Raw genomic sequence first — 14,562 nt, forward strand, 5'->3', positions numbered from 1 at the left:
AAACTGGCACGCCCTTTGAATGTATGTCCGCAGTCGCTGTTACTGATCTGCCAGCGGCAGGAGAGTCGGCTCCGTGCCGAGGACAAAACAAAGGATGGGAAACCAGATGAAAATTGTGATGGCCATTATCAAGCCGTTCAAGCTGGATGAAGTGCGCGAAGCGCTCACCGGCGTCGGCATCCAGGGCCTGACCGTGACCGAGGTAAAGGGTTACGGACGCCAGAAGGGGCATACCGAGATTTATCGCGGCACGGAATATGCGGTGAGCTTCCTTCCCAAGCTGAAGATCGAGATCGCAGTTCCATCCGACGTCGTCGACAAGGCTGTCGAAGCGATCGCGTCTGCGGCAAAGACCGGGCAGATCGGTGACGGCAAGATCTTCGTCTACTCTATCGAACAGGCCGTGCGCATCCGTACCGGCGAAACCAACACAGAAGCGCTTTGAAGCACGGCTGACAGGGGAGTTTTCTAGCTATGCAACTCAACAAGTTTTCAACGCTCGGCAAGCTGGGCGCCGCAGCGGCGGCCCTGATGGCTCCGGCCATCGCCTTTGCCCAGGATGCCGCGCCGGCAGCAGCCGCAGCGCCCGTTCCGGAAAAAGCCGACACCGCATTCATGTATGTCGCGACGATCCTCGTCCTTTTCATGATCATTCCGGGCCTGGCCCTGTTTTACGGCGGTCTCGTCCGCACAAAGAACATGCTCTCCGTTCTCATGCAGTGCACGGTCGTCGGCGCAGTCATGATGCTCGTCTGGGTAATCTACGGTTACTCCTTCGCCTTTGGCGGCGGCACCGGCCCTTATTTCGGCGGTTTCGGCAAGCTGTTCCTGTCGGGCGTTTCGCTTGACAGCACCTCGGCAACCTTCTCTGAGGGCGTCGTGATCTACGAATATACCTTCATCGCCTTCCAGATGACCTTCGCGGCCATCACGCCGGCGCTGATCATCGGCGCCTTCGCAGAACGCGTCAAATTCTCCGCCGTCATCCTCTTCACCATCCTGTGGGCCACCTTCGTCTATTTCCCGATCGCTCACATGGTCTGGGATGCAAACGGCCTGATCTTCGGCATGGGCGCTCTCGACTTCGCCGGCGGCACCGTCGTTCACATCAATGCCGGTATCGCAGGCCTGATCGGTGCGATCATGGTCGGCAAGCGTACCGGCTTCGGCAAGGACATGATGGCCCCCCACTCGATGACGCTGACCCTCGTCGGTGCAGCCATGCTGTGGTTCGGCTGGTTCGGCTTCAACGCCGGCTCCAACCTCGAAGCATCGGGCGGTGCGGTTCTCGCAACCATGAACACCTTCCTCGCAACCGCAGCCGCCATCGTTTCCTGGTCGCTGGTTGAAAGCTTCACCCGCGGCAAGGCCTCCATGCTGGGCGCCGCTTCGGGCATGATCGCCGGTCTCGTCGCCGTCACCCCCGCCGCCGGTTCCGTCGGCCCGATGGGCGCCATCGTTCTCGGCCTCATCGTCTCGCCGATCTGCTACTTCTTCGTCTCCGTGGTGAAGAACAAGTTCGGTTATGACGACACTGCCGACGTCTTCGGCGTCCACGGCATTGGCGGCATCATCGGCGCTCTCGGCACCGGCATCTTCACCTCGCCGCTGCTTGGCGGCACGGGCAAGGAAGACTTCTCCATCGCCTCGCAGCTCTGGACGCAGTTCGTCGCCGTCGCCATCACCATCGTCTGGTGCGCCATCGTCTCCGCGATCCTCTACAAGATCGTCGACGTGATCGTCGGTCTGCGGGTTCCGGTCGAAGCCGAACGCGAAGGTCTCGACCTCGCAACCCACGGCGAAGCCGCTTACCACTCTTGATATCCGGGAAAAGGGGTTCTCCATCCCCTCTCCCAAAAGAAGGCCCGCTCCGGCGGGCCTTTTTCTTTGCCGTAAATCCGAAGCGCTTCAAAAAACCGCATGGTTAACACGACATTAACCAGCAAGCGGTTAGTTTTCCCTGTCAATCCGGGATCAGGTCTCCTGCCGGATCTTGCCGAAACCATAAAACGACGGGTTCAGGGACATGGGCAGAATGCATTCTCCGACATTCGATGGTCGTCACACGCGCTTCGTGTTGACGGCGTTTTTCGTGCGTCAGATCATGGCTCTCGCCGGTTTCGCTCTGCTGGCCACGATTGCACTGGGCATCGCCGCGCTCGCGACATGGAATGTCGCGGATCCGAGCCTTTCCTACGCGACAGGAAACCAGCCCACCAATCTTCTGGGCTACGGCGGTGCGATTTTCGCCGATATCGTGATGCAGTTCCTCGGGCTTTCCGCAATCATCTCGCTCCTGCCCGTCATCGCCTGGGCGATCGCGCTGATCGCCGGCCGCAAATTCCACCGCATACCCGTTCGCCTCGTGGCCTGGGTCGCAGGCGCCATCGTCTGCGCCGCCTCGCTCGGCTGTTTTCCGGCCCCCGTGACATGGCCGCTGCCGAACGGCATCGGCGGCGTCATCGGTGACATGATCCTGCGCTTTCCCGCCCTTTTCATCGGCGCTTACCCCACCGGCACGATTGCCACGGTACTGGGTGTCATATTTGCGGCGCCTGCCGCATGGCTGATGCTGTTTGCCGCCGGTGTCGTTGGCGGTCTGGATGACGAGCTGGAACGCGAAGAAGCCGCTCCCGTCGCCACCAGCAAGGCCCGCGCCGCCCGTGAGGCCGAAGAGGATGATGAAGACGACGGCGAGGGTTTCTTCGCCAATATGCTCGCCTTCGGCGCACTGGCGCATTACTGGTACATCACCCAGGCGCGCCTGCGCCGCCTGTTCGGCCTGAAGTCTAAATCCCTGCACGACGAATTCGAACATCCTTACGACTTCAACGAATATGAATTCGGCACGCTGAACGAACCGTCGCGCCTCAAGACCGCGATCAACCGCCTCGACCAGCGCGCAGAGCCGTCTTTCGAAGAACGCGCCGCATCGCGTCGCCAGATGTCGCCTCCCTCCATCGCGCTCGATCATGACGAGGACATGGATGACGAACACCCCTTCGACGCGGATGGACGCCGGCTGCCGAACGGCATTCTCTCCGACGACGAGTCCGACCAGAAATTCACCGCCCGACAGGCGCCGGGACGCGGGCAACCCAGAATAACCGCCCCTTCCGCGCGCCCGAAGCCCAGCGAGCGCGTGGCAAGGGAGGCGCAGGCCTCTTTCATCGCCGCAGACGGTTTCCAGCTGCCCACAGTCCATCTTCTGGCGGAGCCGAAGAATGTCGTTCGCGACAATATGCTGAGCGAGGAAGTGCTGGAACAGAACGCCCGCCTTCTGGAAGGCGTTCTTGAGGATTTCGGCGTCAAGGGCGAAATCATTCATGTCCGCCCCGGCCCGGTCGTCACGCTCTACGAACTGGAACCGGCACCCGGCATCAAATCCTCTCGTGTCATCGGCCTTGCCGATGACATCGCCCGCTCCATGAGCGCGATCGCCGCCCGCGTCGCCGTCGTTCCCGGCCGCAACGCCATCGGCATCGAACTGCCGAACCAGACGCGCGAAACCGTGTTCCTGCGGGAACTGATCGGCAGCCGCGATTTCGAAAACAGCAAGGCCAAACTCGCGATGGCGCTCGGCAAGACCATCGGCGGCGAACCTGTCATCGCCGATCTTGCCAAGATGCCGCATCTTCTCGTTGCCGGCACCACCGGTTCGGGCAAGTCGGTCGCCATCAACACCATGATCCTGTCACTGCTTTACCGCATGTCGCCGGAACAGTGCCGCCTGATCATGATCGACCCGAAAATGCTCGAACTGTCGATCTATGACGGCATTCCGCATCTGCTCTCTCCCGTCGTTACCGATCCGAAAAAGGCCGTCGTGGCGCTGAAGTGGACGGTGCGCGAGATGGAAGAGCGCTACAAAAAGATGTCGAAGATCGGCGTGCGCAATATCGACGGCTTCAACAGCCGCGTGCAGCAGGCGCTCGACAAGGGCGAGATACTCACCCGCACGGTGCAGACCGGTTTCGACCGCCAGACCGGCGAGGCGATTTACGAGACGGAAGAATTCGATCTGAAGCCCCTGCCCTATATCGTCGTCATCATCGACGAGATGGCCGACCTGATGATGGTCGCCGGCAAGGACATCGAAGGCGCGGTGCAGCGCCTGGCGCAGATGGCGCGCGCCGCCGGCATCCATGTCATCATGGCGACCCAGCGCCCCTCCGTCGACGTCATCACCGGCACGATCAAGGCAAACTTCCCGACCCGCATCTCCTTCCAGGTGACGTCGAAGATCGACAGTCGCACCATCCTTGGAGAGCAGGGCGCCGAACAGCTGCTCGGCATGGGCGACATGCTCTATATGGCAGGCGGCGGGCGCATCCAGCGCGTGCACGGTCCTTTCGTTTCCGACAACGAGGTGGAAGAGATCGTCGCCTATCTGAAGACACAGGGCGCACCGGAATATCTGGAAGCGATTACCGAGGAAGACGACGAGGAGGGCAATGGCGGCGGCCCGACCGGTGCCGGCAGTTTCTCCGATTCCGAGGACCCGTACGATCAGGCCGTGGCCGTCGTGCTTCGCGATGGCAAAGCCTCCACATCCTATGTGCAGCGGCGTCTCGGCATCGGCTATAACCGCGCCGCCTCGCTGATCGAGCGCATGGAGCAGGAGGGCATTATCGGCCCCGCCAACCACGCCGGAAAACGCGAAATACTCGTACCGACGGAAGCAGACATCATCGAGCGGTAACGTCCGCAACCAAGCGGGGCGAAGAAGCGTTATTCCACGCTTTCAACGTCATGAAGCCGCCGCCTTTTATGCGGACAATCGCTGCGATGAAGGAGAATAGAATGAACGACCTCACCACCGGCGAAACGGCCAACGCAAACGCACCGCAAAACGGCGTGACGCGTCGTGGCGTGCTGACGGCATTTTCCATGGCCGCAATCATGGCCGGCCTGTCGCCGCTTGACGCCTTTGCCCAGGCGGCCGGCAACACGGCGACAGCACAGAAAATCGCCAATCACTTCTCGTCGGTCAAAACCATGATGGGGGAATTCGTCCAGTTCGGCCCGCGCGGTGAACAGACCGGTGGCAAATTCTACATCGAACGCCCCGGCAAACTCCGCTTCAATTACGAAGACCCCTCGCCCATGCGGGTCATCGCCGACGGCAAGAACGTCGTCATCGGCAATATGAAGCTCAAGACCTGGGATCTTTATCCGCTCTCCAAGACGCCGCTCAGCCTGCTTCTGTCCGACAAGATCGATCTCGGCAACCAGAAGGTTCGCAACGTCAAGGAAGAATCGGACCTGACCACCATCGTGCTGGGCGACAAGAGCGTCTTCGGCGATTCCACCATTACCCTGATGTTCGATCCGAAGACCTTCGATCTGCGGCAATGGACCACGACAGACGCCCAGAACAAGGACACGACCGTCATGATCTTCAATGTCCAGACCGGCGTAAACCTCGATGAACGCGTCTTCAACATCAATTACGAGGAAGTTCGTAAAGGCGGCTGAGGCTTTAAGCCCCAAGGAAATTCTTCGAAAGGCGACCCCGCGGTCGCCTTTTTCATTTTACCGCTAAAATACATTCCCGTTTTCGTCGCGATGTTATAAGCCTGCGCCCCGGAAACATGTCACGAGCCAAGCGGTTCGCGGCAGTAAAAGCGGAGCACATGCATGTCGTTTTCGATAACCACCTGGAACATCAACTCGGTCAGGCTCAGAATGCCGATCGTTGAGCAGTTTCTGGTACGTTACAAACCCGACATTCTTTGCCTGCAGGAAACGAAATGCCCGAATGGCGAGTTTCCGATGAAGCCGCTGAAGGCGCTCGGTTATGAGCATGTCATCATCCATGGCCAGAAGGGCTATCACGGCGTCGCCATCGCCTCGAAGATTCCGCTGACCGAAGATCATCGACAGGACTATTGCGGTATCGGCGACGCACGCCACATTTCCGCGATTTTTGAGGTCGGATCGCGCCGCGTGCGGCTGCATAATTTTTATGTGCCGGCAGGCGGTGACGAGCCGGATCGCTCGATCAATCCGAAATTTGGCCACAAGCTGGATTTCATCGAGGAAATGAAGGCGCTTCGCGCCGACGGCGTGCCTGGGACCTCGTCCATTCTCGTCGGCGATCTCAACATCGCACCGCTCGAAAATGACGTCTGGTCACACAAGCAGCTTCTGAAAATCGTCAGCCATACGCCTGTCGAAACCGAAGGCATGCTTGACATCATGAAGAAGGGCAACTGGCTCGATCTGATGCGTCTGAATGTGCCGGAGACGGAAAAAATCTATACCTGGTGGAGCTACCGCGCCAAGGACTGGGAAGCGGCTGATCGCGGCCGCCGCCTCGACCACATCTGGTCTTCGCAGGATCTCGGTTCCTCGCTCGAAAAAATCGACATATTGCGCGAGGCCCGTGGCTGGAACCGGCCATCCGACCATGTTCCCGTCACCGCCCATTTCCGGTTCTGAACAGGCGGAGTTGTCTGGCGTCAGACGAAGCGGTTCTGCAAACGGGCCGCACCCGCCGCCAGCGACGCGATATTGTCGCGAATACGCGCCGATACGATATCGGCAACCTCCGGAAACTCCTCCACCAGCCGGTGGAAGAGGATGCGCGTTATGCGGATGACTTCGGAATCCTCCGCTGCCACGGCAGTAAACTTCCGTTCGCAGAGCGTGAAAAGCGCAAGCTCCGAAAGCAGCGCCCCCTTGCCCGGCGTCGCCTGCAGCACGGGCTTGCCATCCCGCCCTGCCGTGAAAAGCTCGAAATGGCCAGCCGTCACCGCAAAAGCGCATTCGGCCGGTGAGTGTTCCCGGAACAATGTCTGCCCGGCCGATACACGACGGCGCTCCGCACCGAAGGCGATAAGCCGCAACTGGTCATCGCTGAACCCCGCAAATAACGGCACTTGCCCCAGCAGCATGATATCGTCCGTCAAGGCCATGTCGATCGTTACTCCGGAAAAACGCCTGCACCACTATAGCGGTTTTCCAATATCGGCCCTCAAAATACAAGCTGTTAGAACGCCGCGCGCCCTTTCGGACGCGCGGCGTGAGCTTTGGACACGTGACAGGTGCAAAGAGCCCCTGCTCAGGGAACGATCTTGTATCCGCCGTTCTCGGTCACCAGAATTTCAGCGTTGGACGGGTCGCGTTCGATCTTCTGGCGCAGACGATAGACATGCGTTTCCAGCGTGTGCGTTGTCACGCCGGAATTGTAACCCCAGACCTCTTCCAGCAGGACGTCGCGGGTAACGACGGTGCTGCCGGCGCGGTAGAGATAACGGATGATCGCCGCTTCCTTTTCCGTCAGGCGGATTTTCTTGCCGTCCTCCGTCGTCAACAGCTTCTGGCTGGGCTTGAACTGATAGGGACCGACGGTGAAAACCGCATCCTCACTCTGCTCATATTGACGCAGCTGTGCCCGGATACGCGCCAGAAGCACGGCGAAACGAAAGGGTTTTGTCACATAGTCGTTCGCCCCGGCTTCCAGCCCAAGAATAGTATCGGAATCGGTATCATGCCCGGTCAGCATGATGATCGGCGCCTTGAAACCGCCCTTGCGCAACAGCTTTACCGCCTCACGGCCGTCCATGTCCGGAAGGCCGACATCCATGATCAGAAGATCGACCTGGGCGGTCTTGGCGGTCTGCATCGCCTGCGCGGCATTGGCGCCGCTGAGCAGCGAGAATTCCTCATAGGGAGACAATTGCTCGGTCAGCGTCTCTCGAAGATCGTCGTCATCGTCCACCAGAAGGATAGTGCGAGCCGTCATTCGGATTCTCAGCCTTTCTTACTTTAGCGCATCGGCCCAAAAATCAGGCTCGATTTTCGAGAGACACGACGCGTAGTTTAAAAGAGTTAGAGCGTCCCTTATGCATCCCAAAAGACGCCCGGCGCTCTAATTATCAGCCAATTCAGCGGTTTGCCGATAAAAGGTCAACCCATTGCCATGATATAACGAAGTGCTATGACTTCACGTTAAATAACCTGCAAAGCAAAATCTCGTGAAAAACATGAGCACCCAGCCCGTAAGACAACGTAAACGCGCATCGACGCTCATGGTTCGGCCGGCCCCCTCGAAAATCAGTCGCGCCATCGTCCAGCTCGGGCATCTCACCTTTCCAGCCGCGATCGGACGCAATGGCCGCACTGCGCTGAAACGTGAAGGAGACGGAAAATCTCCCATCTCGACCATCGGCCTGCTGCACGGGTTTTATCGCGGCGACCGCCTTCCCGGCATCGCCACGGCACTGCCGATGCAGCGTACACGGAAGTCCATGCTGTGGTGCGACGAGCCCAGTAGTCCCAATTACAACAGGCTGGTCAAGGCGCCCTTCGCCCCGAGCCATGAAGAGATGATGCGGAAGGACGGCCTCTACGACGTCTGCCTGGTGCTCGACTGGAATATCACCTCGAGAAGCCGCAACCGCGGCTCGGCGATCTTCATGCATCTGATCAGACCGGGATATGAGCCGACCGCAGGCTGCGTCGCCCTCCATCCCCGTGACATGCGGCGCATCCTGCCGCATCTGCGCAAAGGCACGAAAATCCGCATCCTGTGAATTCCAGCCTGCAATCGGGCAACAAAAAACCCGCCATCAAGGCGGGTTTTTTTAGAGGGAAAAAGCCGGTTATTAAGCGGCTTCGTCCTGAGAATCGTCCTCTTCGACGGTCTTGCCGCGCTTGGGGCCCTTGGCAAGGTTCACTTCCACCAGGCGAACAGCCTCGGTTTCAGACATCTTGTTGACGGCGGCGATTTCGCGCGCCATGCGGTCGAGAGCAGCTTCATAAAGCTGACGCTCGGAATAGGACTGCTCCGGCTGATTTTCTGCACGGTAGAGATCGCGCACGACTTCCGCAATCGCGATGAGATCGCCGGAATTGATCTTCGCATCATATTCCTGCGCGCGGCGCGACCACATGGTACGCTTCACACGCGCCTTGCCCTGCACCACTTTCAGCGCCCGCTCGACAAAATCGCCTTCGGAAAGCTTGCGCATGCCGATGCTGACGGCTTTGGCGACGGGAACTTTAAGACGCATCTTGTCTTTTTCGAAATCGATGACAAAAAGCTCAAGCTTCATGCCGGCGACTTCTTGTTCCTCGATGGCAGAAATGGTACCGACACCATGAGCGGGATACACAATCGCTTCACCGGTCTTGAAACCGTGATGTGCTGGAGATTTCTTCTGCTGGGTCGTCATTCGTTCTAAAAACTCCCTGTTACATACCCGGGGATGCCGGGGTTGGGTCGGTCAGGCCCTGATGAGACGGGGGAACCGTCAGGTGACTCCGCACTGGTCCAGCCGTGCACGCAAAAACACACCTTCCCGTCTTGCGGGGTTCGATAACGTAAACGCTCGATATGTCACGGAAACCGCGTGCAAAAGAGGTGTTGCTTTCGTGGTGTTTTTGGGCACACAAATGCCACGCTGTGGATCAGTGTCGTTGGTGTACCACAAAAATAGGCGCAAATCAATAATTTGCTTCGACCGTGGCCGCAACATCACATGGCAGCCAAAGAACCGCCTAAAAATTAGCCGCAGAAATACTGTCAAAATGCTTCGTGACAGGCCCTCATGGCAAAAGGAGCAAAAAAATTTCACTTACCGACTGAAGAAACACGAAAGCCTCTTAAACTCTTCGTAATTCCACGCCAATATCCGATTCGACTGAAAAGGCAAAATCCGCAAATTGGCGATGCTTTTTTATATTAAAGTGTGATTTTTGGAGGAATCCACGTCAAATGGGCTACAGAAATAATCCAAAACGCGAAAAACAGATCGAAAAAGCGCGCCAGCAGGCAATTGCCGAAAATGTCCAATTTCTTGATCCGGGTATTCTTTATGGAAGGGCAAGCGCCGACGATATAGAATATTATTCCGCCGAGATGCTGGCTGCGAGCGCCGCTCACAGTTTCGAGGCGCTTTCGCACTGGACCGGAGACGCTCCGTACATCGGCATCTCCCAGGTGGAGGGCGTTTCGCCGCGGGATATTCCGGTAACGGTCCTGACCATTATCGGCCGCAATATGCCCTTCCTTTACGATTCCGTCATGGGCGAGGTCACCAGCAGCTATCGCGGTCTTTACCTCGCGGTGCACCCGATCCTGGTGCGCGACGAAAGCGCGCAGGCGGGCTATCGTCTTGCGGAACCCGAGGATGATCCTGCTGAAAATATCAGCCTCATCCAGCTGCATATCGCGCCGCTCACGCCGCAAGCCGCCGCAGCGCTGGAAGAAAGACTGCGCTTCGTGCTGACGCAGGTTCAGTTCGCCTATCGCGACTGGCGGCCCATGCTGGCGAAACTCGACGAGGCGCTGGATGAATTGTCCAAGCGCGGTTCGTCACGGCGCAAGACCGAGCGTGCGGAAGCCGTAGAATTCCTCAACTGGCTTCGCAACGACAATTTCACCTTCCTCGGCATGCGTGACTACACCTATTCCGGCAAGGGAAAGAACGCGAAGATCGAGCGCGGTGACGGCGTCGGTCTCGGCAGCCTCAGCGATCCGGATGTGCGCGTGCTGCGCCTCGGCAAGAATGCCGTGACGACGACGCCGGAAATCCTTGCCTTCCTCGACGGCCCGGATTTCCTCATCGTCACCAAGGCCAATGTGAAATCCATCGTGCACCGCCGCGCCTATATGGATTATATCGGCATCAAGCGCTTCGACGAGGACGGCAATGTCATCGGCGAATTGCGCATCGTCGGCCTCTTCACCGCCACCGCCTATACGCGCTCAGTCAAGCAGATACCGCTGCTGCGCGCCAAGGTCGCGGAAGTCGAGCGGCATTTCGGCTTCGATCCGAACAGCCACTCCGGCCGCATCCTGCAGAACACGCTGGAAGCCTATCCGCGCGACGATCTTTTCCAGATCGAAACCGATCTTCTGATCCGCTTCGTCGAGCAGATCATGGAACTGAGCGACCGGCCGCGCGTGCGCGTGCTTGCACGTATCGACCGTTTCGACCGTTTCGTTTCGGCCATCATCTTCGTTCCGCGCGAGGAGTATAATTCCTATGTACGCGAGAAGATCGGCGACTATCTGAGCACGGTCTATGACGGGCATATTTCCGCCTATTACCCCGCCTTCCCCGAAGGCGCCGTCGCCCGCGTCCACTTCATCGTCGGCCGAACGGAAGGCAAGACGCCGCGCATCGCCCAGGACAAGCTCGAAGACGCCGTCAGCGACATTGCGGCGCGCTGGATAGACCATTTCGTCGCCCTGTCCGAGCCGGGAGCGCCGGTGCTGGAGGTCGATCAGGCCTATCAGGAAGCCTTCACGCCGGAAGAAGCGATCGGCGACATGCCGGATATTCTGGGCGCCGCGAAGGGCGAGCCGGTCCGCATCGAATTTTACCAGCAGGAAGGTCAATCGGCGGAGACGCTGTCGCTGAAGATTTTCCACCGCGACGGCCACCTGCCGCTTTCACGCCGCGTACCGCTGCTCGAAAATCTCGGTTTCAACGTCATCAGCGAGCGCACCTTCGATATCGGTGTCGTTTCGGACGGCGAAAAGCGCGACATCGTGCTGCACGACATGGAACTGTCGGTCGCCAAGGGAACGACGCTCGATCTGCCGCACTATGGACAGAAACTCGAAGAAGCGTTCCTCGCCGCCTTCTCCGGCAAGGTCGACAATGACAACTTCAACCGCCTGATCCTCGCCTGCGGCCTCACCGTGCGCGAAGTCTCCGTACTGCGCGCCTATGCCCGTTATCTCCGCCAGACCGGCATCGTCTATTCGCAGGAGCATATTTCCGAAACGCTCTATAAGTATCCGGCGATTTCCCGCAATATTTTCGCGCTGTTCAAAGCCGGCTTCGATCCGTCCGTCGACGAAAAGAAGCGGCTGAAGAAACTTGCCGAAATACACAAGGCAATCGAAGCGGCATTGAGCGGCGTTCCCAATCTCGACGAGGACCGCACGCTCAGGCGTTACGTCAACGCCATCGACGCGACGCTGCGCACCAACTACTTCCAGAAAAATGCCGACGGCACGCCGCGTGACCTGTTGGCCTTCAAGTTCGATCCGAAACATCTGGACGGCCTGCCCGACCCACGTCCCTTCCGCGAAATCTTCGTCTACGGAACAGAGGTCGAAGGCGTGCATCTGCGCTTCGGCAAGGTCGCGCGCGGCGGTCTGCGCTGGTCGGATCGCGGCCAGGATTACCGCACGGAAGTGCTCGGCCTCGTCAAGGCGCAACAGGTCAAGAATGCGGTGATCGTTCCGGTCGGCGCCAAGGGCGGCTTCTTCCCGAAGAACCTGCCGGCCGGCGGCTCCCGCGACGAGGTCTTCAATGCCGGCCGCGAGGCCTACAAGACCTATATCCGCACCCTGCTCTCCATCACCGACAATATCGTCGACGATGCCATCGTACCGCCAGCCGACACGCTGCGCCTCGACGGTGACGACCCCTATTTCGTCGTCGCCGCCGACAAGGGAACGGCAACCTTCTCCGATACGGCGAACGGTCTTGCCCATGAGGCCGGTTTCTGGCTGGACGACGCCTTCGCATCGGGCGGTTCGGCCGGTTACGACCACAAGAAGATGGGCATTACCGCCCGTGGCGCCTGGGAAACGGTGAAACGCCATTTCCGTGAAATGGACACCGACATCCAGACCACCCCCTTCACGGTGGCGGGCGTGGGCGATATGTCCGGCGACGTTTTCGGCAACGGCATGCTGCTGTCGGAAAAGATCAGGCTGATCGCCGCCTTCGATCACCGCGACATCTTCATCGATCCGGATCCCGACACCGACAAGTCCTTTGCCGAACGCAAGCGGCTTTTCGAACTGCCGCGTTCCAGCTGGCAGGATTACGATCGTTCGGCCCTCTCCGCCGGTGCGATGATCATCTCGCGCTCCGACAAATCGGTGACGCTGACGCCGGAAGCCGTGGCCGCCATCGGCATCGACAAATCCGTCGCCACGCCCTTCGAGATCATGACGGCCATCCTGAAGGCACCAACCGATCTCCTCTGGTTCGGCGGCATCGGCACCTACATCAAGGCGGCGGTGGAAACCAATGCCGAGGTGGGTGACAGGGCGAACGACCCCATTCGTGTCAACGCAACCGAGCTGCGCGCCAAGGTCATCGGCGAAGGCGCCAATCTCGGCATCACCCAGAAGGGGCGCATCGCCTATGCGCTTTCGGGCGGGCGATGCAATTCCGACGCCATTGACAACTCGGCCGGCGTGAACTCCTCGGACGTCGAGGTCAACATCAAGATCGCGCTTGCCTCCGCCGTGAACAGCGGTCGCCTGACGATGCCGAAACGCAACCAGCTTCTTGCTTCCATGACGCCGGAAGTGGCGCAGCTGGTATTGCGCAACAACTACCTGCAATCGCTGGCGATCTCGCTGACGGAGCGGCTGGGCCTTTCGAACCGCGAAGAACTCGGCCGCCTGATGAGCGCGCTGGAGGCGACCGGACAACTGAACCGCAAGGTCGAAACCCTGCCCAACAATGCCGAATTCAGCGAAAGATACGCCACCGGCAAACCGCTGACCCGGCCGGAAATCGGCGTGCTCCTCTCCTATGCCAAGCTCACTTTGTTCGATGCATTGGTGGCAAGCACGCTTCCCGACGAACCCTATCTCCAGCATCTTCTGGTCGATTATTTCCCGGCCAAGATGCAGAAGAACTATGCGGACGATATCAAGTCGCATCGTCTGCATCGCGAAATCGTCGCGACCGCGCTCGCCAATGCCGTCGTCAATCGCGGCGGCCCGGGCTTTGTGCAGAAACTTGCCGATGCGAGCGGTCTTCTGGCGGCCGACGTCGTCAAGGCAGCAGTGATCGTCGAGGATGGTTTCGGTCTCAAACGCCTGTGGAGCGAAGTCGACGCGCTTGACGGCAAGGTCGGCGGTGAAGTCCAGAACGGGCTTTATGCCATGATCACGCGTATCTTCTCGGATGCGAGCAGGCTTTACCTGCAAACCGGGAGCGCGAGTGCGGCCGCAGGTGACATGGCGACCGAAATCGAGCGACTGAAAACCGCCATCAAGACGCTATCGCCGGCAGCGGCGAAGTACCGCCGCGAACTCGGCGTCACGGAAATCGACGGCGTTCCTTCCGGTCTTCTGGAGGAACTCGATACGCTTTCCCTGCTCGTCTATGTGCCGGAGATCATGCGCATCGCCGAAAGCGCCGGTACGACGCTTGCCCGCGCCGCCGAAAGCTACGCCACCGTCTCATCGACCTTCCGCGTCGCGCGTCTGCTGGATGCAAGCCAGCGCATCACACCGGCGGATCATTACGAGAGTCTGGCTCTCCTGCGCAGCCAGGACCAGATCTCCTCGTCGAGACGCCGGATCGTCATCTCCGCGCTGACCGAATACGCCAAAGAAAAGGATCCGGTTCAGGCCTGGTATGCGGCGGATCGCGTGCGCGTCAACCGCATCGTCTCCGAACTCGGCGCGCTCAGCGACAGCGGCGACACCAACCTTGCCCGTCTGACGGTCGCGGCCGGGCTGCTTGGCGATATCGTCCAGGCACGCTGATCGGCAGCCTCAAAAAACGCCATCCGGGTCCTCCCGGATGGCGCCAGACAAGATGGATGCACCCGCATCGCGCATTT

The 14,562-nt window shown here is 59.4% G+C and carries 10 protein-coding genes; 7 read left to right on the top strand and 3 right to left on the bottom strand.

Annotated elements, in window-relative coordinates; genetic code table 11:
* The first annotated feature begins 94 nt into the window (after positions 1-94).
* From L904_RS21300 to L904_RS21320, 5 genes are all read left to right on the top strand, one after another.
* Complete coding sequence (locus L904_RS21300; protein WP_004444057.1) at positions 95-445, top strand: P-II family nitrogen regulator; 351 nt, start codon at positions 95-97, stop codon at positions 443-445.
* Positions 446-474: 29 nt separating this feature from the next.
* Complete coding sequence (locus L904_RS21305) at positions 475-1,821, top strand: ammonium transporter (protein WP_020810628.1); 1,347 nt, start codon at positions 475-477, stop codon at positions 1,819-1,821.
* Positions 1,822-2,035: 214 nt separating this feature from the next.
* Positions 2,036-4,702 carry a DNA translocase FtsK gene (locus L904_RS21310; protein WP_020810627.1) on the top strand — a complete coding sequence of 889 codons (2,667 nt, stop codon included), beginning with the start codon at positions 2,036-2,038 and terminating at the stop codon, positions 4,700-4,702.
* A gap of 50 nt (positions 4,703-4,752) precedes the next feature.
* On the top strand, positions 4,753-5,478 hold the full coding sequence (locus tag L904_RS21315) for an outer membrane lipoprotein carrier protein LolA (RefSeq protein ID WP_020810626.1): 726 nt from the start codon (positions 4,753-4,755) through the stop codon (positions 5,476-5,478).
* Between the two features lie 162 nt (positions 5,479-5,640).
* Positions 5,641-6,444, top strand: a complete 804-nt coding sequence (locus tag L904_RS21320; protein ID WP_003520284.1) for an exodeoxyribonuclease III — start codon at positions 5,641-5,643, stop codon at positions 6,442-6,444.
* A gap of 20 nt (positions 6,445-6,464) precedes the next feature.
* Here L904_RS21320 and L904_RS21325 read toward each other — a convergent pair whose 3' ends face one another.
* Both L904_RS21325 and L904_RS21330 read right to left on the bottom strand, forming a co-directional pair.
* Positions 6,465-6,920 (bottom strand): cyclic nucleotide-binding domain-containing protein, encoded by a 456-nt coding sequence (locus tag L904_RS21325; RefSeq protein ID WP_020810625.1) that lies wholly within the window; start codon positions 6,918-6,920, stop codon positions 6,465-6,467.
* Positions 6,921-7,066: 146 nt separating this feature from the next.
* Positions 7,067-7,750: a response regulator transcription factor gene (locus L904_RS21330; RefSeq protein WP_003505216.1), complete on the bottom strand. Its 684-nt coding sequence runs from the start codon at positions 7,748-7,750 to the stop codon at positions 7,067-7,069.
* A gap of 286 nt (positions 7,751-8,036) precedes the next feature.
* On the opposite strand from L904_RS21330, the gene L904_RS21335 reads away from it, so the two are divergent.
* Entirely contained in the window at positions 8,037-8,540 is a 504-nt protein-coding gene (locus L904_RS21335; protein ID WP_155246276.1) for a L,D-transpeptidase, read from the top strand.
* Between the two features lie 72 nt (positions 8,541-8,612).
* Here L904_RS21335 and L904_RS21340 read toward each other — a convergent pair whose 3' ends face one another.
* Positions 8,613-9,182 (bottom strand): CarD family transcriptional regulator, encoded by a 570-nt coding sequence (locus L904_RS21340; protein ID WP_003505223.1) that lies wholly within the window; start codon positions 9,180-9,182, stop codon positions 8,613-8,615.
* 542 nt (positions 9,183-9,724) lie between these two features.
* Here L904_RS21340 and L904_RS21345 point away from each other — a divergent pair.
* Positions 9,725-14,485, top strand: a complete 4,761-nt coding sequence (locus tag L904_RS21345; protein ID WP_035265242.1) for an NAD-glutamate dehydrogenase — start codon at positions 9,725-9,727, stop codon at positions 14,483-14,485.
* The last annotated feature ends 77 nt before the right edge of the window (positions 14,486-14,562 follow it).

This window comes from Agrobacterium sp. LY4 (assembly GCF_001526585.1).
Lineage (GTDB): Bacteria > Pseudomonadota > Alphaproteobacteria > Rhizobiales > Rhizobiaceae > Agrobacterium > Agrobacterium leguminum.

Bases quoted from the DNA above. Each gene is read 5' to 3' on its own strand.
- L904_RS21305 (WP_020810628.1), top strand. From the start codon at position 475: ATGCAACTCAACAAGTTTTCAACGCTCGGCAAGCTGGGCGCCGCAGCG.
- L904_RS21330 (WP_003505216.1), bottom strand. From the start codon at position 7,750: ATGACGGCTCGCACTATCCTTCTGGTGGACGATGACGACGATCTTCGA.
- L904_RS21345 (WP_035265242.1), top strand. From the start codon at position 9,725: ATGGGCTACAGAAATAATCCAAAACGCGAAAAACAGATCGAAAAAGCG.
- L904_RS21325 (WP_020810625.1), bottom strand. From the start codon at position 6,920: ATGGCCTTGACGGACGATATCATGCTGCTGGGGCAAGTGCCGTTATTT.
- L904_RS21320 (WP_003520284.1), top strand. From the start codon at position 5,641: ATGTCGTTTTCGATAACCACCTGGAACATCAACTCGGTCAGGCTCAGA.
- L904_RS21335 (WP_155246276.1), top strand. From the start codon at position 8,037: ATGGTTCGGCCGGCCCCCTCGAAAATCAGTCGCGCCATCGTCCAGCTC.
- L904_RS21310 (WP_020810627.1), top strand. From the start codon at position 2,036: ATGCATTCTCCGACATTCGATGGTCGTCACACGCGCTTCGTGTTGACG.
- L904_RS21340 (WP_003505223.1), bottom strand. From the start codon at position 9,182: ATGACGACCCAGCAGAAGAAATCTCCAGCACATCACGGTTTCAAGACC.
- L904_RS21300 (WP_004444057.1), top strand. From the start codon at position 95: ATGGGAAACCAGATGAAAATTGTGATGGCCATTATCAAGCCGTTCAAG.
- L904_RS21315 (WP_020810626.1), top strand. From the start codon at position 4,753: ATGAAGCCGCCGCCTTTTATGCGGACAATCGCTGCGATGAAGGAGAAT.